The organism is Granulicella sp. L56, from assembly GCF_009765835.1.
Classification (GTDB): Bacteria; Acidobacteriota; Terriglobia; order Terriglobales; family Acidobacteriaceae; genus Edaphobacter.
This window is the reverse complement of record NZ_LMUS01000006.1, coordinates 816708-837579: the sequence shown is the minus strand read 5'-3', so window position 1 is coordinate 837579 and position 20872 is coordinate 816708. Positions and strand designations below refer to the sequence as shown.

Below are 20872 nucleotides of genomic sequence, written 5' to 3'. Positions count from 1 at the left end.
AAACAGGAAATAGCGGGTCAGTTTGTCGTTTTGGCTTAAGAGAGGATGTGGGGTGTTGATTCGACGGAGAGGAGGTGCAGTGTGCGCTATTGCCGCTCGATGCGTTGGAGCTTTTGTACTGCTATGCGGGCTTGCTTTCGCGCAGGACATTCCCGAGCCTGCACCGATCCCTTCGACTACCGATGGAGTGCAGGCACCCTCGGCGGTGATCAACCCGCTAGCTGTGCCACAGGCTTCTAAGACGGAGACGCCGGAGCAGGCGCAGCAGCGCATCAACTCTTCGCTTGCCGATATCGGTCCGGGACTTTCGACGACGGTGTGGCAATGGAAGGGGTTGCAGGTCGGCAAGATTGAGTTTGAGGGCGTGACCTTCGACGCAACCGATAAGCTGCCAGGCCAGCTTGCGCAGAAGGCAGGTGAACCGTTCGATCCGCAGAAGGTTCGCCAGAGTATACGGAGGTTATTTGCCAGCGGTCGATATCGCGATGTCGAGGTGCGAGGCATCCGGCACGGTAACGAGGTAACGCTCATCTTTGCCGGGTCAGCTCGTTATTACGTTGGCCGGGTGACAATTGTAGGAGTCAAGAGCGAACGGCTCTCTTCGCTGCTGGAGTATGCGACCAAGCTCAATCCGGGAACCGCGCTGACCCGGTCGGCGGTGCAGGACGGAACGGATGGGATTGCTGAGACACTGCAGCAGCAGGGCTATTACCAGCCGAAAGTCTCTGTGAAGTCCGTGACCGATGAGTCTGGAGAACAGGTGAATGTGACCTACACGGTTGACGTAGGCCCGCAGGCGCGCATCGGGCAGGTGGAGATGGAAGGTCCCGATCCTGGACTGACTCTGGAGCAGTTCAAGAAGACTGGAAGATTGAAGACCGGGAAAAAGGTCAATCGCGACACGACCAGCAACGCACTGACGCGGCTGCGGTCTCAATATCAGAAGAAGGACCACTTGGAAGCTGTCGTGACGCTGCAGAAGCAGAGCTATATTCCGGTGCGCAAGCAGCTTGACTATAACTTCCACGCGAACCAGGGGCCGGTGGTCAGGGTCGAGGTGGAAGGGGTGAAGTTATCGAAGAGCCGTCTTCATCTGCTGGTTCCGATCTATGAAGAAGGGACCATCGACAACGATTTGCTGAACGAGGGCGTCTACAACATTCGCGACTACCTGCAGCAACGCGGATATTTCGACGCAAGCGTAAAAGTCCGCATGATCGGGCAGGACACGCCGTCAGAGCGGGTGGTGTTCACGGTCGACCGTGGAGTGAAGCACAAGGTCGTTGCGGTGAACATCAAGGGCAACAAATACTTCTCGACCGACCTGTTGCGAGAGAGGATGCAGGTGCAGAAGTCCAACGCTTACCAGCGCAGCGGCAGGTATAGCCCTTCGCTGGTGACGGGAGATGTCAACTCGATTGAATCGCTGTATCGCGCCAACGGGTTTGATCAGGCGAAGGTGACAACAGATGTGCAGGATATCGATGACGCGGCGAATGGCAAGCCTCTAAAGGCGGCGCAGATTCGGGTGACCTATACGGTTGTCGAAGGACGGCAGCAGAAGTTTGGCAGCATCGATCTGGCCGGCGTCGATCCCAGCCGGATGACAGAATTAAAGGGCTCGATGAATTCTCAGCAGGGCCAGCCCTTTTCGCTGGTCACGCTGTCGGGCGACCGCGACGCGGTACTGGGGTATTACCTGAGCCACGGCTTCGATCAGGCGAGGATCGAGGTCAAGCAGGACAATACGGCTGACGCCAATAAGGTAAACGTTGTGCTGAACGTGACCGAGGGCCCGCAGGTTTTTATCAACCATGTGTTGTTGTCAGGAATCGAAAAGACGAAGCCGAAGGTAGTAGAAAAGAGCATCCTGGTGCACCCCGGCGATCCACTCGACCAGAGTGCGCTGCTGCAGACGCAGCGAAATCTGTACAACATGGCGCTCTTCAACGAGGTTGTGACGGCAGTGCAGAATCCTTCCGGCGATGCGCCGACAAAGAATGTGCTGGTGCAGTTGACCGAGGCAAAGCGGTGGAACGTGACCTATGGGTTCGGGTTTGAGGCGCAAACGGGAACGCCGAGCCGAGGCATGATTTCGGAGGCCTCGTGCATTCAGTTGGGGATACCGCTCGACCAGTGCAACAACTTCTCGCAAGACGGCAAGGCGGGAATTAGCCCACGGGTTTCAATCGATGTGTCGAGGATCAACCTTCGCGGATCAGAGGACTCGGTGACCCTGCATGGGTCCTATGGATTGCTGGAGGAGATTGCGACGTTGACCTTTCAGAACCCGCATCTGTTCGGAGCGAAGAATTTTTCTGCGAGTGTTTCGGGCGGATATTCCAATGTGCAGGACATCACCACGTTTGCTTCTTCCACCTTACAGGGCGACTTTCGTGTGACCGAGAAGTTGAAGCGCGCCGATACGTTTATCTATGACTTTCAATACCGCAGGGTCAAGGTCGACCCGAACAGCCTGCAGGTGTCGGCGGACTTGATCCCATTGCTTTCACAACCTGTTCGCGTGGGTGGGCCTGCCATTACATGGTTCCATGACACGCGTTCGCCCAGTCCGCTCGATGCCGTGAAGGGATCGTATACCACCATTCAGGCGTTTCTCGCCTCGGCGAAGTTCGGTTCGCAGACCGATTTCTATAAGCTCGATGGAACGAACTCGACCTATTACGAGTTTGGCAAGCAAAAGTACGTTCTGGCGCGGAGCACACGTATCGGCTATGAACAAGCATCCGGTGAGAACCCAAACTCCGGCAGTCCCGTATGCCAGGGCGATCTACTGACAACGAACCCCAGTTGCGATGCCGTGCCATTGCCCGAGCGTTTGTATGCCGGCGGAGCCTCTTCGCACCGCGGTTTTGGAATCAATGCGGCGGGCCCGAGAGACCTGCAGACGGGTTTCCCGGTAGGCGGAAAAGCGGTGTTCGTAAACTCGTTCGAGCTGCGTCTTCCGCCACCGACGTTGCCTTATGTCGGCAACAGCGTCAGTTTCGTTTTGTTTCACGATATGGGAAACGTATTTCAGAATGCCAACGACATGTTCCCCAGCTTCCTGCGGTTTCACCAGCCGAATAATCGGACCTGTTCGGATGTGTCGTCGAATGTAGGGACGTGCAGCTTTAACTATTTTTCTCATGCTGTGGGAGTTGGCGCGCGTTATAAGACTCCCGTTGGGCCAATTCGCGTGGACTTCAGCTATAACCTCGATCCTCCTGTCTATCCGGTGATCGCCGACTTCAATAACAATCCTCCGCATGTCGGCCATGCGGGCCATTTCAACTTTTTCTTCAGCATTGGGCAGAGCTTCTAGAATGCATTCGAAAAAACACAATGCGAGCATGTGGTGGCAGCGGGGCGGTGTAATGCTGGTTGTGATGACTGCACTGCTGTACGTGCCGGCGCTTGAGGCCCAGAAAACCGCGGTGTCTCCTGAATCTCCTTCCGCTTCGCCTGGCGTGGCGCAGGGAACTGTGCTGGACCGTGTTGTCGCGGTGGCAAACGGTGATCTGATCCTTGAGAGCGATGTTGATGAAGAGATGCGTTTCGAGGAGATTCAACCCTATCGGACAGCCGATGAGAACCACTCCCGAGAACTTACCGTGAGGCGGCTTATCGATCGAATACTGATCCTGCAGCAGGCGGAACTGGAGCCTGAGACGTCGGTCTCGGACAAGGAACTCGACGCTCAGCTCCTAACCTTGCGTAAGGATATTCCTGAGTGCAAGCAATATCACTGTGAGACCGACGCGGGTTGGGAAAAATATATCGGTGCTCACGGCTTCACCGTCGAAGAGTTCCGCAAACGATGGCGCGAGCGCATGGAGCTACTACGGTTTATCGAGGTGAGGTTTCGCAACGGTATTCAAATCTCGGACGATGACATCAAAAACTACTACGAAAAAACGATGTTGCCTGAGTATGCGGAGCGGCACGTAACTCCGCCAAAGCTGGAGACGATCTCTCCGCGAATTGAAGAGGTATTGTTGCAGCAGCAGGTCGGCAATCTGTTGCGAGACTGGCTGACATCGTTGCGGGCGCAGGGGCGGGTGCGCATCATAAGGCCCGGTGAGGGGGCGCCGTGAGCGACGCAGAGAAGAGACCGCTGCCGGACAGGATTGAGGAAAAGCTTGAAAAGAAGCTTGCCAGCGTAAAGCGCTCCCTCGGCGGAAGAGTCGCGCATATCATCGCTTGGATCTTTGCCGGATTCAGCGTTCTGCTGCTTGTGCTCGTTGCGGTATTCTCCTGGTATTCGACGACGCCGGACTTCAATCAGCGGGTGAGCAAGGCCGTTGTGAATGTGCTGGAGGATGCGACGGGCGGCCGCGTCGAGTTGAAGAGCATCAGCTTCAGGCTGTGGCATCTGGCGATTGAAGCGGATGGACTGGTTATCCATGGTCTTGAAGGCCCAGGAGAAGCGCCTTATCTCTCCGCGGACAAGATACAGGTGCGGGTAAAGATCTTCAGCTTCTTTTCTCATGTAGCGGGAACCGGTATCGCATCGCACATCAGCCTGAACTTTCTGCGCGTAGACCATCCACAGGTCCATCTCATGATCGACAAGAATGGGAAGACCAACCAGCCTGTACCGAAACATCCAAGCACAAGTAAAGAACCTGTGATGGACACTCTTCTCGATCTGAAGGCAAAGCAGATTGAGTTGGCGGACGGTGTCTTCCTGTTGAACGATCGCGCGATTCCGTTTGATATGGCTGCACGCGATCTGGATGCGGAAGTTCGCTACATCTCGTCGAGTGATCACTATGGCGCAACGGTCGATCTCAAGGATCTGCGGACGAAGTTGGGCAGCGAGCCAGAGGCGGACTCGACGCTGCATGTCGAGGCCGAGGTTGGCCGCAATGTAGCCGAGCTGAAAAGTCTTGTTCTGCATACGGGGACGGCGTCGAACCTGAAGGCGAGTGCGAGCCTTCAGAACTTTGCGCATCCGGATTGGCAGGCGAGCGTGGAAGGAACGCTGGAGATAAGGCAGATCGCGTTACTGAGCGGGGTGGATGGCTTAAAGGCGGGCACGGTGGACCTCGATTTGAAGGGCCACAGTTGCAATACCTCGCCTGTGGTTGCTCAGAAACATCCCAGGTTCTGGCAGCGGCTACATCCCAAGTCGAGCGCGAAGCCGAGCACCAAAGTTCTGCCGCCAGATCCTGATTGCGCGGCTGGATATCTGCTGGTGGGCTCCGCCAGGATCCATAAGGCAGCCTATCGCGATGAGTTTGTCCGCCTGCACGATGTCGACGGTAGCTCGCAGTTGCACATTACGCCGACAGAGTTATTGCTGACTGCGCTGACGGGATACCTGCCTGGCGGCGGAAGCGCGTCGGGAGAGCTGCGTATCTCCAACTGGCTGGGCGAAGTTCCCGCGGATGCGCCCGCTGTTTCGCCGACGATGAAGGCTGCTGTCACCACAGCGAACACGACGGCGAAGGCGATTGGTGCGAAGGCTCCCATTACAGGAAGAATGACGGTGCCGCCAGTAGTCAGTGCCCATGCCTATCTGACTGCGACCGTCAATAGGATTCCGCTGCGAACCATCTTGGATATTACGGCGCCGGAGAACTACGGCGATCTGGGTTTCGATACAGCGGTGAGCGGCCCTGTCAAGATGGAATGGGGCGGTCCGGCAAAAGATATTGCCGACACGTTTGTAGCGGATGGCACTCTGAAATTTTCGCCGACCGGCATTCATCGTAGAGGTGCGCTCTCCGATGTTCCTGTAACCGGACAGGCGCAGGCACACTATTCAGGAAGCAACGAGACGGTTCAGATTCAGAGTGTGACGATACAGACGCCGCAATCGAACATCGATGGGAGTGGCGTACTTGGGGTCAATGAAGGCGATCCGTTGACGGCATTGCGCGTAGACATGACCGTGCGCGATCTCGACGAGTATAACCAGCTGCTGCTGACGCTGGGGCTGGAGGGCGATGGGAAGAAGGGCGCAGCCGCTATTCCTGTCGTCCTGCACGGTGCGCTTCAGTTCAATGGAACAGCGCGCGGTGCGATTCGCGACCTTGATGTGAAGGGCCATCTGCAAGCTGAGAATATTGAGGCGAAGATCGGCACAACCGATGCGCTGATCGATTCGCTGGTCACCGATGCCGAGTATTCGCCCAACTCGGGGATACTGGTGGCGAACTCCACCCTCAAGCGCGGAACCGCTGTGTTGAATGTGTCGGGCGATCTGGAGCCAAGGAAGGCAGTCTCCCATCGCGGCGCCATCACCTACGAGTGGGACGAGGGTATGTCTATCAATGCGAAGCTGCAATTGGCCGATGCGCAGATGGCGGACCTGCTTCAGATTATGGGGCAGCAGCAAAATGTTCCAGTGACGGGAACCGTTGCGGCAGAAGCGCATGTATTGGGAACATTGAAGGACCTGAATGGCAGCGGACATCTCTCCCTAACGAAGGGCGTCGCCTATGGGGAGCCGTACGATTCCGCGGTAGCTGATCTGACCGCACATGGACAGGATGTGGAAGTGACTGATGTTCAGTTGAAGCTTCATGGAATGCAGGTTGCCGGCAACGGCGGCTACGACATGGGCACGGAACATCTGCACGGCCACATTGAAGGACAGAATCTCCTGCTGTCGAAGTTTGATACGGTGCGGCAGGCAAGCCACGATGTCGACGCTACGCTGAGTGTCGTCGCAGATGCGAATGGAACCTTGAAGGAGCCGGGGCTGAAGGCCAATGTGAAGCTTGACGGCATCATCGTCCAGGGGCAACCGATGGGCGATGCCGTTGCTGAAGCCCACACTCAGGGCCAGACAATGTATCTTACGGCGAACTCCACGATGGTAGGCGCGAAGCTGGATGCAACCGGCCAGGTACAGTTGTCCGGTGACTATCAGACCCAGGCAAAATTGACGCTCACCGGTCTCGACATCGGCAAGCCATTGGCGATGTTTGGCTCCAGTGCGGTGAAGGCGCAGTCGGCCATCAACGGTATCGTCACGGTGAACGGGCCGCTTAAAACGCCGAAAGAACTCAGCGGAACCGCTGAGTTCAATCCCGTTGACGTGAAGCTGCAGGGAGTTGAGCTGAAGGCGGCAGAACCCTTGAAGGCCAGTCTGCGAGATGGCACCGCTACATTGGAACAGATTCACATCACCGGACAGGATACGAATCTCCAGCTCAGCGGAACGGCCCAGCTATTTGGCTCGACCGATCCGAAGGGCGGCAAACTGAACGTAAAGGGAAGCGGAAACATCAGCATGGCGCTGCTGCATACCTTCCGTCCTGACCTGATCACCAGCGGCAAGGTCGAATTCACCGTTGCGGCGGGCGGGCAGGTAAAGAATCCTTCGCTTACCGGCAAGGTGCAGTTCGACGATGTGAACGTGGCCATGGACGGAATCCCGAATGGCCTCAACAAAATGAATGGCACGCTCGTCTTCAATGAAGACCGATTGCAGGTGCAGAGCCTGACGGCAACCACTGGCGGCGGCCAGTTGAAGATTGGTGGCTACATCCGTTACCGCAACGGCCTCTTCGCCGATCTCACCGCGACCGGCGATGTCGTCCGAGTACGGCTCTATGGCTTAAGCGCGACGGCGACCACGAAATTGAGACTGCAAGGTTCTTCAGACAGCGCACAGTTAACTGGTACAGTGCTGCTCACCAGGTTCGGCATCGGGGCCGATATCGATTTGGCGGCATTCTCTTCGACTGGCGGAATCAGTGCGCCGCCCGATCCTAATGCTCTCTCCAACAAGATTCGCCTCGACGTGCGAATCACCAGTTCGCCTCAACTCGATTTTCAGAACTCGTATGCCAAACTCGCCGGAACCGTGGACCTGACGATTCGCGGAACGGTAGCGACGCCCTCCGTTCTGGGCCGTATTCAGATCACCGATGGCAGCGCAACCTTTGCCGGCACGAAGTATCAATTGCAACGCGGCGATATCTACTTCACGAACCCGGTGCGCATCGATCCCATCATCGACCTCGACGCTACCGCACAGGTTGAAAACTACGACATCACAGTCGGCCTGCACGGAACTATGACCAACCTCAAGCCAACATACAGGTCAGAGCCTCCGCTGGGCGAAGCCGACGTCTTCGCGCTGCTTGCGTTGGGACGCACACAGGAAGAGGCGCAGATCTATCAGGAGAAACAGGCGCAGGCCGGAACCGACCCCACAACCAGCGCACTGCTGGGCGGCGCTCTCAACGCAACCGTTAGCAACCGCGTCGAGAAGCTGTTCGGTGTCGGCAGCGTCAAAATCGACCCCGCGTTCGTGGGAACGCTGGGAAACTCGGCGGCGCGAATTACTGTCCAGCAGCAGCTATCGAAGCAGATAACAGCCACCTTTGCCACCAACGTCAACAGTTCAGCACAGCAACTGATTCAATTGCAGTACGACCTGAATCACAACATGTCCATCGTGGTGACCCGCGATGAGTCGGGCGTCTTCAGTATTGTTTATAAGCTGCGGCAAAGGTATCGTTAGCTGCCGGGCAAAGCCTGGTTGCATCTCATTATTTGGCAAGACCGTGGACTGGCCCGGACACTTTGAGGCTGGTTCACCGGAAGGAAAGACCGATGTCCGTATTGAAGAGCATGAAGGTTGCAGGACTCCTCGGGTTATCGTGTGTGCTATTGCTCGGCCCTGTCGCAAGAGGTATGGCGCAGGAGCCCGTCGCTGCCACCGCTGGAGACAACGCAAACGACGCGCAGATTCAGGCGAATCTGACCAAGACGTTGAACAACAAGCGGTTCAAAGGTGTAACCGCTACCGTACAGGGCGGCATGGTTACGCTGAAGGGAACGGTCGATGTCTACAGCGATAAGGAAGATGCGGACAAGCGTGCTCACCGCGTAAAAAATGTGAAGGGCATCCAGAACCTGATTGAGATCGGCGGTCCGGTCGTCGAGGACGCGACCCTTCGCAATAAGCTGGCAGAAAAGCTGGTTTACGACCGTGTAGGCTACGGTACGACGGCTTTCAATGCGCTTACGATTGCGGTGAAAGACGGTGTGGTGAGCCTTGGCGGCACGGCTTACGGGCCGGTGGACAGGGACTCGGCGGTCAGCCTCGTGTCGAATTATCCCGGCGTAAAGGACGTAGTCGACAATATCAACGTAGCGCCCGTATCCCCGATGGATGACCGCATTCGACTGGCTGAAGCCCGCGCCATCTATGGTGCACCGCAGTTGAACAAGTACGCACTCGATCCGGCGAAGCCGATTCGGATCACGGTTATCAATGGAAACGTAACCTTGTCGGGTGTCGTGGACAGCCAGTCGGACAAGGAGATTGCCGGTATTCGCGCAAACGGTGTCGGCGGAGTTTTCAAAGTCGTCAACGACTTGCAGGTGGCGGGCGCTCCGGCTCAGAGCGAAAAATAGGTGTCCAGGTTGAACGAGAGGCCACGTTAGCGATGCCACGTGGCCTTATCTCTTTTACGATAGAGGAATGACCTCATTGTGGAAGAGTACAGCGGTAACGTTTGAGATGATCAAGTGGGAACACTCGATCTTTGCCTTGCCGTTCGCGCTTACAGGCGCTGTGTTGGCTGCGCATGGCTGGCCTCCGCTGCGTGTGTTGGGTTGGATCGTAGTTTGTATGGTGGCGGCGCGCTCGGCGGCGATGGCGTTCAACCGGCTGGTCGACGCGCGGCTCGATGCAGTAAATCCGCGAACTGCTATGCGTGCCATCCCCGCAGGAATGCTGAGCAGTAATTTTGTAGGCGGCTTCGTTGTGGTGTCCGTCGTCCTCTTCGCGGTGGGTGCGGCGGAGTTGAACAAACTTACGCTGGAGCTTGCTCCGCTGGCGCTTGCCGTGGTGCTGGCGTATAGCTACATGAAACGCATCACGCGCTGGTCGCACTTAGTTCTCGGTCTGGCATTAGGGATTGCCCCTTCGGCTGCGTGGATCGCGGTGCGTGGCTCGCTCGATGTCCGCATAGTCGTGCTTACCGCTGCGGTGCTTCTTTGGGTTGGCGGCTTCGACGTGCTCTATGCTTGCCAGGACTTCGAGCATGATCGCAAGGCAGGGCTGAACAGCATTCCGCAGGCCTTTGGCGTCGGGGCTGCTTTCTGGATCGCTCGGGCCATGCACATTGGGATGCTGCTGATGCTCTGCTGGCTGATTGTGCTCTTTGGACTGGGCAAGGTCGCTGTGTTGGGCGTGGTACTGGTGGGGTTACTGCTGCTCTATGAGCACCTGATTATCTCTCCCAAAGACATGCGCCGGATGAATGCGGCTTTCTTTACTTTGAACGGCGTTATTTCGGTGGTGTTTTTTGGCTTCGTCGCGGCAGATGTTCTGTTGCGGCGATAAAAAGCCCACCAGTGATGGTGGGCTTTTTTGTGACCTGCTACGGCTTAGTGAACTTGCCGTACATCATCATCGTGATGCTTCACGTCGTCCAGCTTTGCATTGATCTTATCCTTGACGTTCTGAGCGGTCGAGGTGATCTTCTCGCGGACGTCATGGGCTTTGTCTTCGGCGCGGTGCTTCAGATCTGCGCCTTCTACTTGACTCTGTGCGCTGGCTTTGTCGCTTGCAGCGGCTGCCGTATCCTTGGCGTTGCCCCAGGCTTCTTTCGCCGCGCCTTTCACTTGCTGGGCTGCGCCGGAATTGGCAAGTTTCTGGTCTCCAACTGCTTCGCCGACCTTCTGTTTGACTTTGCCTGCAACCTGGTCAAATTTACCTGTTACATTTTCCTTGTTCATTGAATCGCTCCGTTTCCAGCTTGGGTTGTGGGCCGTATCGCGTTCGTCGGCCGGGCTAAAGCGCTCGTCTGCCGGACAAAAGATTGAAGATAAGAACGATGATGGCAAGGACCAGAAGGATATGAATCCAGCCGCCAAGCGTATAGCTGCTGACGAGTCCTACGATCCAGAGAATGAAGAGGATAATCGTGATAGTCCAAAGCATTGGTCGTTCTCCTGAAAGTTGATGTCCGGTGCTTGTTTCTGCAGTTTGCAATCAATCACTGCAAGGGCACATGGCCTTTCTGTAAGTTGCCGGGTCTGAGGGCGAGGTTGCCAGCGAGCACTAAAATAAGACTTTTGAGGGGTCTGATTTGAGGATTGCGATTCAGGGAGAGTTGGGGTCGAATAGCCATATGGCGACCCTTCAGATGCTGGGGAACGCAGAGATTGTCCCCTGCAGTGTATCAGCCGAAGTATTGGCAAAGGTTGTATCAGGCGAGGTCGACGGCGCGGTGTTGCCCATTGAAAACAGTCTCCACGGCTCAGTCGCCGAGCACTACGACCTGCTGCTGGAACTTCCCGTGCGCATCGAGCGCGAGAGCCTGATGCATATTCGCCACAACCTGATTGCGATGCCCGGCGTAAAGCTTGCTGACATCCGCAAGGTGATCTCGCATCCGGTGGCCCTTTCGCAGTGCCGCCACTTTCTCGCCAGCCATCCGGAGTTTGAAGTTGTATCGTTCTACGACACCGCAGGCAGCGTGAAGCACGTAATGGAAGCTGGTCTGCGCGACGTTGCCGGCATGGCCCCCGTGCTGGCTGCCACCGAATACGGCGGCGAAGTCCTGCTGGCCGGAGTCGAAGACCACGCCGAAAATTACACCCGCTTCCACCTCATACGCCGCGATGACGCTGCCCAAGACGTCGCCGAATTGGAGAAAGCAGACAAGATGAGCGTGGCCTTCGCCATCGAGCATCGTCCCGGAACGCTGGTGGCTGCGCTCGTGCGATTGGCCGAAGCGGGCATGGATCTGACCAAAATCGAATCCCGCCCAGTCCCCGGCAGCCCCTGGGAGTATGCTTTTTACGTGGATATTCGCTTTGAAGACGCAGTAAAAGCCGATGCCGCCATCGCTGCGTTGCGCCAGCACTGTCGGATGGTCAAAGTTCTGGGCCGGTATAAGGCAGCATAGCGTTCCGGTTGAGGCGTCTTGGTTTGTATTTATTTAACGGTAATAATATACATCCAAGGTTTACTCATGGCTCTAGGGTACTCCCGCGTAGAATAAGCCTAATTCACCGTATGGGGCTAAGAGTGTATGCCGGAGCTACCAGCCGCTGTAACCGTGTCAAAACTGGAGGCTGCGAGGAGGCAATTAGCCACCGCAATAGAGCTTTGGTTCCGCGACAAAGACCAGGTTTCGATACATGCACTTGCTTATGCTGCTTACGAGGTCGTACATGCCATCAGCAAGAAGCAGGGCCGGACACAAACCCTAATTTTCGATGCCATAGCTGTTCCCGAGCGGTTTAGACGGGTATTTGCAGCCCACGTAAAGAAGGGGGCTAACTTCTTCAAACACGCCGACCATGATCCGAATGGAACGATCGAGCTTCAACCAGTTTTGGCCGAAATATTCTTCATATTCTCCATCTTGGGACTGCGTTCTGTCGACATACCAGCCAACGAATATGAGTCAGCGTTTTTGTGGTGGTTTCATCTGAATAGGCCGGACTTGCTCACACAAAAGGGGCGCGAATTGTTCACCAAATTTGCTCCAGTCGACGCACTCAATGAGGTTAGGAGCTGGCCTAAGAGCGAGTTTTTTGATGTATTTCTTCAGGCACGAAGCTCTCTCGGCACCACTAGCATTTAGAAGCGAGTCGTCTTCTAGTTTTTCTCCATCCATTCATCTCGAATCTGGGAAAATGGGCTAATGCTGTCACGGCCCTTCTATTATGCTCAGCCAAGTTTGTTATCGCCGCTTTAACTTTTTTGTTTTCAATGAAAAATCGAGTATGGCGGCATTTTTCGCTGGCAAAGTCCGCGGCAGATGGATATCCACAGCTCCTCATGAATAAAGCTGCCACGCCGATGACGGAGGGAGGCCAGACGGCGTCTTACAGGGCAGGGGATCGGGTTGCGACCAGATTATGACTTGCTGCATCCAATAGCTGGTAATCTGATAGAGGGACACTCAATGTCGAACGATTTCGTAAGTGTAATTCAACCGAAGGCATCCAAAAACGGAGAAACTGCTGAAGAGCAGGCAGTTGCAAAGAGACCGGTTCCGGTCCTTCCCGTTCGCGATACCGTGCTCTTCCCTCATGCCGTTCTTCCTCTGACGGTGGGTCGCGAAAGCTCCATCCAGCTCATTCAGTCGCTCGGTGAAGAGAAGACCATCCTTGTGGTGGCCCAGCGCGACGCACGTCAGGATACGCCGCAGCCCGCGGATTTATATGCCATTGGCACCCGTGCGACTGTCCACAAAGTCGTCAAGATGCCCAACCAGAGCCTCTTCGTCTTCACCGAAGGCAACGAGCGTGTGCATCTGGGCGAATTTTCGCAGTTGACCCCCTTCATGATGGCCGAAGCCGAGACCATCGAAGAGATCGAGCCCACGGCTTCGCCTGAGGCGGAGGCCCTGCAGCGCAATGTCGTCAGCCAGTTCCAGTCCATCGTGACCTCGTCGCCGACGCTGTCGGACGATCTGCAAACCATCGCCATCAACATCGAAGAGCCGGGCCGTTTGGCGGATTTCATCGCCTCGTCGTTGCCGTTCCTTACAACGACCGACAAGCAGGAGTTACTCGAAACTCCGGATGTCTCCGCTCGTCTGGAGCGCATCAACAAGCATCTCGCCAAGGAGCTTGAGGTCCAGCAGCTTCGCAACAAGATTCAGAGCGAGGTGCAGGACTCGGTGCAGCAGTCGCAGCGCGACTACTACCTGCGCGAGCAGATGAAGGCCATTCAGAAGGAGTTGGGCGATCTCGATGACTCGCAAAAGGATATTGCCGAGTTGAAAGAGAAGATCGAAAACGCTGGAATGCCCGAAGAGGTCAAGAAAGATGCCCTCAAGGAGCTTTCCCGCCTCAGCCGCATGAACGCCATGGCTGCCGACTACAGCCTCACCCGCAACTATGTGGAGTGGCTGGCTGTGTTGCCATGGGCAAAGAGTTCCGCCAGCGAGATCGACATCGTCAAGGCGAAGGAGATTCTCGACACCGATCACTACGGCTTGCAGAAGGTGAAGGATCGCATCCTCGACTACCTTTCCGTGCGTCGCTTGAAGCCGGATATGAAGGGGCCGATCCTGTGCTTTGTCGGGCCTCCGGGCGTGGGTAAAACTTCGCTTGGCCGCAGCATCGCCAAGGCGCTGGGACGCAAGTTCTCCCGCATCTCGCTGGGCGGTATGCACGACGAGGCCGAGATTCGCGGTCATCGCCGTACCTACATCGGTGCGCTCCCCGGTCAGATCATCCAGAACCTGAAGCGCGTCGAGACCAACGATCCCGTCTTTATGCTCGACGAGATCGACAAGCTGGGCCGCGACTTCCGTGGCGACCCTGCCAGCGCGCTGCTTGAGACGTTGGACCCGGAACAGAACAATACGTTCCGCGACAATTATCTCGACCAGCCGTTCGATCTCTCCAAGGTGCTCTTCATCTGCACCGCCAATCAGCTCGACACGGTGCCTGCGCCGCTGCTGGACCGCATGGAAATCATCGAGTTGACCGGCTACACCGAGGAAGAGAAGGTCAACATCGCCGAGCGCTACCTGATTCCGCGCCAGATCAAGGAGAACGGCATCAATCCTGAGATTGTCGAGTTTCCAACGGCAAGCGTGCACCTGATCGCGCGTCACTACACTCGCGAGGCAGGTGTTCGCAAGCTCGAACAGCTGATCGGAACGGTCTGCCGCAAGGTGGCCCGTCGCGTAGCCGAAGGTAAAACGGAGAAGGTCGTCATTACGCCGGAGATCGTGCACGAGTTCCTTGGCGGCATCAAGGTTCGCGTCGACACTGAGATCGCAGAGCGCACCAAGCGAGCAGGCGTCGCGGTAGGCCTCGCCTGGACACCGGCGGGTGGCGATGTGCTCTTCATCGAAGCCAACCGCATGAAGGGCAAGGGCGGCTTCACGATCACCGGCCAGATCGGCGACGTGATGAAGGAGAGCATGCAGGCTGCGCTCACCTGGGTTCGGTCGAACGCGGCATCCTTTGGGCTCGACGAGGATTTCACCAAGGACACCGACCTGCACATCCATGTGCCTGCCGGAGCTATCCCGAAGGATGGTCCCTCGGCTGGCGTAACCATGGCTACGGCGCTGGTCAGCCTGCTGACGAATACTCCGATTCATCCGCTTACGGCGATGACCGGAGAGATTACGCTCAGCGGGAATGTCCTGCCGGTAGGCGGCATCAAGGAGAAGTTTCTTGCCGCCAAACGCGCTGGCGTCCGTGACGTTATCATGCCCATCGAGTGCAAGCAGCAGGTGGACGAAGACCTGACGCCCGACCAGACCGAGGGGGTTACGATCCACTACGCCTCGCACATTGAGGATGTGCTTGCCGTAGCTCTGCCTCACACGAAGCGCGAGGCAGCGCAGGATGAGCAAATCCGCGAAGAGGTCTTGCAGGCAGCCGTCTAAAAGCAGTCTCGCAATCCAACAAAAAAGCGGCTCCGAAAAAGGGGCCGCTTTTCTTTCGCAGAGAGGACAAGCTTTCATGATGACAGTTGGCCACTCTACGCTGCCGCTCGAAGTCTTCATTCAGGCTCTTAAAGACAACGGCTGCCGCGTGCTCATTGATGTCAGAACGATCCCTCGCTCCCGCCATAATCCACAGTTCGAGCAGCCAACTCTCTTCGCAGCCCTCGAAGCCGCAGGTATTACTCCCGTCTGGAGAAAAGCGCTCGGAGGCCGCCGCCCCACCCACAAAGACAGCATTAACCGAGGGTGGCGCAACGAAAGTTTCCGTGGCTATGCCGACTATATGCAGACTTCCGAATATTCCGCTCAGATCGACTGGCTGATGGCTCTGCCAGACCTCGACGCAACGGCGATTATGTGTGCCGAAGCTGTGCCCTGGCGGTGCCACCGCTCACTCATCGGAGACGCTGTGCTTGCCTGCGGCGGCAGTGTGGAAGATATCTTCGTTCCTGCTACTGGGCGCAGCTTTCGCAAGCCGCACGAGTTGACGAAGTTTGCCCGGATTGAAGGCCGCCGCCTCTGGTATCCGTCGCCCGAAGAGGAAGCCAATCCGCGCCTGTTCGACTAAACTCGTTAGCGCGATATCCTACCCACATGCGCGTCAACGTGCTCTACTTCGGAACCCTGAAAGACCTCTTCGCAAGCGAGCGCGAGCCCATCGACCTGCCCGACGGCGCAACTGTCGACTCTCTCCTCAGCCTTTTACGCGCTCAAACGTCTAAGCAGAGCGACGTCTGGAGGGCGCTTGCCGTGGCCGTCAATCAAGAGTATGCCGCACTTTCGACCACGCTGCGCGAAGGCGACGAAGTAGCCCTGCTACCTCCGGTCAGTGGAGGCGCACCAAGCAGGTGCGAGGTATGAGAGTCGAGCTCAGTACAGCGGTCATCCCCTCGGCGCAGGCACTCGAAGAGATCAAGTCTGCCCCCGACGGCGCGGTCTGCGTCTTCGACGGCATCGTCCGCAATAATACCCGGGGGCGGCAGACCCTCTTCCTCGACTACGAAGCCTACGAGGAGATGGCGCTGAACCAGATGCGCAGTCTTGCAGCCGAGGCGCTCGCGAAATTCCCTATCCGCGACGTGACTCTCCTGCACCGCCTTGGACGCCTTGAAGTAGGCGAGACCAGCGTCCTGATCGTTGTCGCTTCGGCCCATCGTGCAGCCGCTTTTGATGCCTGCCGCTGGCTCATCGATACGCTCAAAAAGACTGTTCCCATCTGGAAGAAGGAGTACTTCGCTGACGGAGTCGTCTGGGCCGCGGGTGAGCCCTTTCCCGACGAGTTGGTCGCCGCAAAGGAGACGCGCGGATGAAGCTCGCCGCCCTTGCTCTCGCTGCCGTGTTGCTGCCCCAGGCCCCTATCGAGCGCCGTCCGCCTCCGCAACAGGTGCCTACCATCAAGGTCGAGACCCGTCTGGTCAACGTGGCTGTCAACGTCACCGACGCCCATGGAGCGCCTGTTCCCGGCCTTACTCAAACTGACTTTCAGATCAGCGAAGACAGCCATCCGCAAAAGATAGCCTTTTTCGAAAAAGAGTCGACTACTCCGCTCTCCATTGTCCTTGCCCTTGATACAAGCGAGAGCGTCTTCAACAACGAGCGCCTTGAAAAAGAGGCGGCCAAGCACTTCGTCAACGCTATCCTGCGCGATCAGGACGAGTTCGACCTTATGGACTTTTCCGATACCGTTCGCGAGATCGTCCCCTTTACCAACCAGAAGAAGCAGATCGAGCACGGTCTGAACAACTTGCAGCCTGGCGACGAAACCGTTTTGTACGATGCGATCTACCTCGCCTCCCAGCGACTCTCGCAAACCCGCCAGGATGCGGGCCGCCGTCGTGTCCTCGTCCTTATCACCGACGGCGTCGACACGAAAGACACACGCTATGAGCAGGCTCTAGAGCAGGCCCAGCGCGCCGGAGTCATGATTTACTCGCTCATTATTGTGCCCGTCGAGGCCGATGCTGGGCGCAATACCGGCGGCGAACATGCTCTCATCCAGATGTCCGAGGACACCGGCGGCAAGTACTACTACGTCGAAGATCCCAAAAATCTTGATGCAGCCTTCGCGCACATCTCCGACGACCTTCGCACCCAGTACGTCATTGGCTATTACGCTCCGCAGGGGGTGCGCCACGATCAGTCGTTGCGTAAGATCGGCGTGCAGATGAACGACCCGGCCCTGGGGAGCAAATATTCTCTGCGCTATCGCACGGGGTACTATTCCGATGCGCGTTAGTCTTATGAGTGAGAAGACTGAGAGGTAGCTAGTGAACAAATTTGAATTTGCCCATACCGCCGACGGAATCGCGCGCCAAGCCGGGGCTCTGCTCCGCAAGTTTTACGAAAAAGGTGTCTCCACCGAGTACAAGGGTGACGTGGACATCGTTACCGAGGCCGATCGCGCCAGCGAGCAGCTTATCCGTGAAAAGCTGAAGGCGGCCTTTCCCACCCACGGCGTCTACGGCGAAGAGGGAACCCGTGACCAGTTGGATAGTGAGTATCGCTGGTATGTCGATCCGCTCGACGGCACTACCAACTTCGCCCATGGTTTTCCGGCTTTTTGCGTGGTGCTGGGGCTTGAACATCGTCCTCCCGGATTGGCTGCAGATGCGGACGGAGAGATGGTTGCCGGGGTCATCTACGATCCTCTTCGCAACGAGATGTTCTCCGCCGAGCGCGGTAAGGGCGCATTCCTCAATGGCCGCGCCATCCATGTCTCCAAGACGAAGACGCTGCAGGAGTCTCTTACGGCGACCGGCTTCCCGAGCCGCAAGCGCCACGCCAGCCCCAATGTCCACTTTTACCAGGAGATCACGCTGCGCTCGCACGGTGTTCGCCGCGCGGGTTCTGCCGCGCTTGATCTGGCGTATGTCGCCTGCGGACGGCTCGACGGCTTCTGGGAGTTCAACCTCAACCCCTGGGATACCTCGGCCGGAGTTCTTCTGGTGGCCGAGGCTGGCGGAACGGTGACTCATTTCGACGGCGGCAAGTTCACGCTCGACAGCCGCGAAGTGCTTGCCACCAATGGCCTCATTCTGCCGGAGATGAAGCACATCTTCGTCGAACTCTTCGCCGGTAGAGGATTGGACCCAATCCCCACGCCAGCGGAGTTTGCCGCCAGACGCGCCGAGGCCGCAAAGTAATCGCGAAGGGCCTCAACTCGAAATAGGTCCAGAAAAGTCCTATATTTGCGGGGAAGTTCATTTGCAGCGCACCCGACAAGTGCTGCTAAAATCGAGACACAAGCTCAGACACAACCAGTGCTTTTCAAGTTGTAAAAAGGGAGATTTAACGAGATGGCTTATGTGATTGCGGAACCTTGTATCGGGACGAAGGACTCGGCTTGCGTAGACGCCTGCCCGGTGGACTGCATCCACCCGAAGAAGGATGAGGACGGCTATGCCGACTCCGAGCAACTGTTTATCGATCCGGTCGAGTGCATCGACTGCGGCGCGTGTGTTCCTGTCTGCCCGGTCTCTGCGATCTATGCCGGCGACGACCTGCCCGAGAAATGGGCAGAGTACCAGACCAAGAACGCCAGCCACTTCGGCCGCTAGTTCAGCCGACGCAGCAATCAATGCAACGCGCAGCCCAACGGCTGCGCGTTTTGCATTGGTCGACCCTGCATTACCCTGAACCTCAGAGTAGCGAATGATAGAGCGGCAGAGCGAGGCGATTGTTTTACGGGCATGGCCCTTTCAGGAGGCGGATCTCCTTGTCAGCCTCTTTACGCGCGAACAGGGCCGCATCAAGGGGGTAGCCCGACACGCCATGCGCTCTCGACGCCGCTTCGGTGGAGCGCTGGAGCCGATGACCCATGTTCGCGCCACCTACGCCGAGCGGCCCCGGCAGGAACTTGTGCGGCTCGATGCCTTCGAGATTCTTTCCTCTCCGCTAAGCCGGCCCATCGACTACGCTCGGACCGCGGCTCTGCAATTGGTGGCCGAAGTCCTTGAAGAAGCTCTGCCTGAGCAGGCTCCTGAAGATGCGGTATTCCGGCTGGCCCTTGCCGTTCTTGAAGAGATTCAGGTCGGAAGCACCTCTGTCCCTGTCACTTACTTCGCTTTGTGGATGAACCGCCTGATGGGCTGGATGCCCGAGCTCGGCCACTGTGTCGTGTGTGGGCTCGATCTGCGCGGCGGCGCCGTCTGGTACTCGGCTACTAGCGATGGAGTGACTTGTTCCGACGATCGCCGGAACAGTGGCATCGCGCTCCCGGCGGAGTCCGCAGCCATCGCTGGGCGCATCTTCCGCGGCACAGTGCGCGAACTGGCAAAGGAGCAATGGCAAGCCCAGCAACTGGCAAACCTACAGCGATTCGCCATCGACACCCTGGAGCGCCATCTTGAACGAAAGCTGGCCAGCGCCCGTGTTTTGACTCGAACCGGTAAAAATACCCTCTGAACTTCTTCCAAAAATGAACACCATTTAGAATCGGTTAAATAACTGGATAATTGAGTACATAAATAGTTAGCAGAAAAGAGACCCATGCAGGCGACAGGCGAGAAGAAGGCAGCGCTTACATTTCAGGAGCTTTTATTTACCTTGCAGCGGTTCTGGGCCGACCAGGGCTGTGTGCTGCAACAGCCCTACGATGTTGAAGTTGGCGCAGGCACGATGTCGCCCGACACCTTTCTGCGCGTGCTCGGCCCCAAGCCGGTTCGGATTGCCTACGCGCAGCCTTCGCGCCGCCCTGCCGATGGCCGTTACGGCGAAAACCCCAATCGTCTCTTCCGCCATACTCAACTGCAGGTCATCCTTAAACCACCTCCGGTGCGTATTCAGGAGCTGTACCTGGAGTCGCTGACGGCGATAGGAATTGACCTTCGCGAGCACGATATCAAGTTTGAAGAAGACAACTGGGAGTGGCCCGTGGGCGGAGCCTGGGGTGTAGGGTGGCAGGTTATGCTCGACGGCCTCGAGATCACGCAGTTCACCTACTTTCAGCAATGCGGAGGCATGGACCTCGATCCGATCTGCGGTGAGATTACCTACGGATTGGAGCGAATCGCGGGATTTTTGCAGGATGTGGATTCCATTTACGACATCGTCTGGGCAGTTGAGCCAGATACTGGCCGCAAGGTGACTTACGGCGAAATGCGGCTTGCGGAAGAGGAGCAGTTCTCGGCGTACAGCTTTGATTATGCCGATGTCAGTAAGCTGTGGGAGCATTTGAACCTCTACGAGTCAGAGTGCCTTAGCCTGCTGAATCAGGCTAAGAATTTTGAAAAGATGGACCCCCTCGAACTGAAGCGTTTCCCTGTGCTGGGAGCTTATGAGCTGGCCCTTAAGTGCTCTCATGTCTTCAACCTGCTGGACGCGCGCGGAGCTATCTCCGTCACGGAGCGAGTGGGAGTCATGGCCCGGATCAGGACGCTGGTCGTAGGTGTGGCCAGGATCTACGCCGCGCAGGGGCAACTCTTAGAAGCAGCAGTTTAGCGAATCATTTCAAGCGAAATATCGAA

Annotated in this window: 18 protein-coding genes; 16 read left to right on the top strand and 2 right to left on the bottom strand. The window is 57.0% G+C overall.

What is annotated here, in order from left to right:
• Positions 1–79 precede the first annotated feature (79 nt).
• The 5 genes from GSQ81_RS11415 (at position 80) to GSQ81_RS11395 (ending at position 10318) form a co-directional block, all read left to right on the top strand.
• Positions 80–3325, top strand: coding sequence for a POTRA domain-containing protein (locus GSQ81_RS11415; protein ID WP_254060134.1), 3246 nt, complete (start codon positions 80–82; stop codon positions 3323–3325).
• Between the two features lies 1 nt (position 3326).
• The gene (locus GSQ81_RS11410) at positions 3327–4097 is read left to right on the top strand and encodes a peptidylprolyl isomerase (protein WP_158910864.1); all 771 of its coding nucleotides are present in this window, start codon (positions 3327–3329) and stop codon (positions 4095–4097) included.
• Entirely contained in the window at positions 4094–8485 is a 4392-nt protein-coding gene (locus GSQ81_RS11405; RefSeq protein ID WP_158910863.1) for a translocation/assembly module TamB domain-containing protein, read from the top strand. The genes GSQ81_RS11410 and GSQ81_RS11405 overlap by 4 nt, the downstream gene beginning before the upstream one ends.
• A 92-nt stretch (positions 8486–8577) precedes the next feature.
• The gene (locus GSQ81_RS11400) at positions 8578–9384 is read left to right on the top strand and encodes a BON domain-containing protein (protein ID WP_158910862.1); all 807 of its coding nucleotides are present in this window, start codon (positions 8578–8580) and stop codon (positions 9382–9384) included.
• A gap of 67 nt (positions 9385–9451) precedes the next feature.
• The gene (locus GSQ81_RS11395; protein ID WP_158910861.1) at positions 9452–10318 is read left to right on the top strand and encodes a UbiA-like polyprenyltransferase; all 867 of its coding nucleotides are present in this window, start codon (positions 9452–9454) and stop codon (positions 10316–10318) included.
• 44 nt (positions 10319–10362) lie between these two features.
• Here the strand turns inward: GSQ81_RS11395 and GSQ81_RS11390 are convergent, their stop codons facing one another.
• Both GSQ81_RS11390 and GSQ81_RS11385 read right to left on the bottom strand, forming a co-directional pair.
• The gene (locus GSQ81_RS11390) at positions 10363–10713 is read right to left on the bottom strand and encodes a CsbD family protein (RefSeq protein WP_158910860.1); all 351 of its coding nucleotides are present in this window, start codon (positions 10711–10713) and stop codon (positions 10363–10365) included.
• Between the two features lie 55 nt (positions 10714–10768).
• Positions 10769–10918, bottom strand: a complete 150-nt coding sequence (locus GSQ81_RS11385; RefSeq protein ID WP_121472057.1) for a lmo0937 family membrane protein — start codon at positions 10916–10918, stop codon at positions 10769–10771.
• A 148-nt stretch (positions 10919–11066) separates the two neighbouring features.
• Here GSQ81_RS11385 and GSQ81_RS11380 point away from each other — a divergent pair, with 148 nt between their 5' ends.
• The 11 genes from GSQ81_RS11380 to GSQ81_RS11330 all read left to right on the top strand — a co-directional run bounded on the left by GSQ81_RS11380 (position 11067) and on the right by GSQ81_RS11330 (position 20846).
• Entirely contained in the window at positions 11067–11888 is an 822-nt protein-coding gene (locus GSQ81_RS11380) for a prephenate dehydratase domain-containing protein (protein ID WP_158910859.1), read from the top strand.
• Between the two features lie 126 nt (positions 11889–12014).
• The gene (locus tag GSQ81_RS11375) at positions 12015–12572 is read left to right on the top strand and encodes a hypothetical protein (RefSeq protein WP_158910858.1); all 558 of its coding nucleotides are present in this window, start codon (positions 12015–12017) and stop codon (positions 12570–12572) included.
• Between the two features lie 324 nt (positions 12573–12896).
• On the top strand, positions 12897–15347 hold the full coding sequence (lon, locus tag GSQ81_RS11370; protein ID WP_158910857.1) for an endopeptidase La: 2451 nt from the start codon (positions 12897–12899) through the stop codon (positions 15345–15347).
• Positions 15348–15423: 76 nt separating this feature from the next.
• Complete coding sequence (locus tag GSQ81_RS11365; protein ID WP_158910856.1) at positions 15424–15975, top strand: DUF488 family protein; 552 nt, start codon at positions 15424–15426, stop codon at positions 15973–15975.
• Between the two features lie 26 nt (positions 15976–16001).
• On the top strand, positions 16002–16268 hold the full coding sequence (gene moaD, locus GSQ81_RS11360; protein WP_158910855.1) for a molybdopterin converting factor subunit 1: 267 nt from the start codon (positions 16002–16004) through the stop codon (positions 16266–16268).
• Positions 16265–16717 (top strand): molybdenum cofactor biosynthesis protein MoaE, encoded by a 453-nt coding sequence (locus GSQ81_RS11355; RefSeq protein ID WP_158910854.1) that lies wholly within the window; start codon positions 16265–16267, stop codon positions 16715–16717. Before moaD ends, GSQ81_RS11355 begins: the two co-directional genes overlap by 4 nt.
• A complete protein-coding gene (locus GSQ81_RS11350; RefSeq protein WP_158910853.1) occupies positions 16714–17643 on the top strand; it encodes a VWA domain-containing protein in 930 nt (309 codons plus the stop codon). Before GSQ81_RS11355 ends, GSQ81_RS11350 begins: the two co-directional genes overlap by 4 nt.
• Before the next feature lie 31 nt (positions 17644–17674).
• A complete protein-coding gene (locus GSQ81_RS11345) occupies positions 17675–18550 on the top strand; it encodes an inositol monophosphatase family protein (protein ID WP_158910852.1) in 876 nt (291 codons plus the stop codon).
• Positions 18551–18703: 153 nt separating this feature from the next.
• Complete coding sequence (locus tag GSQ81_RS11340) at positions 18704–18964, top strand: ferredoxin family protein (protein WP_158910851.1); 261 nt, start codon at positions 18704–18706, stop codon at positions 18962–18964.
• Positions 18965–19058: 94 nt separating this feature from the next.
• On the top strand, positions 19059–19811 hold the full coding sequence (gene recO, locus GSQ81_RS11335; protein ID WP_158910850.1) for a DNA repair protein RecO: 753 nt from the start codon (positions 19059–19061) through the stop codon (positions 19809–19811).
• Between the two features lie 84 nt (positions 19812–19895).
• Entirely contained in the window at positions 19896–20846 is a 951-nt protein-coding gene (locus GSQ81_RS11330; RefSeq protein WP_158910849.1) for a glycine--tRNA ligase subunit alpha, read from the top strand.
• Positions 20847–20872 lie beyond the last annotated feature (26 nt).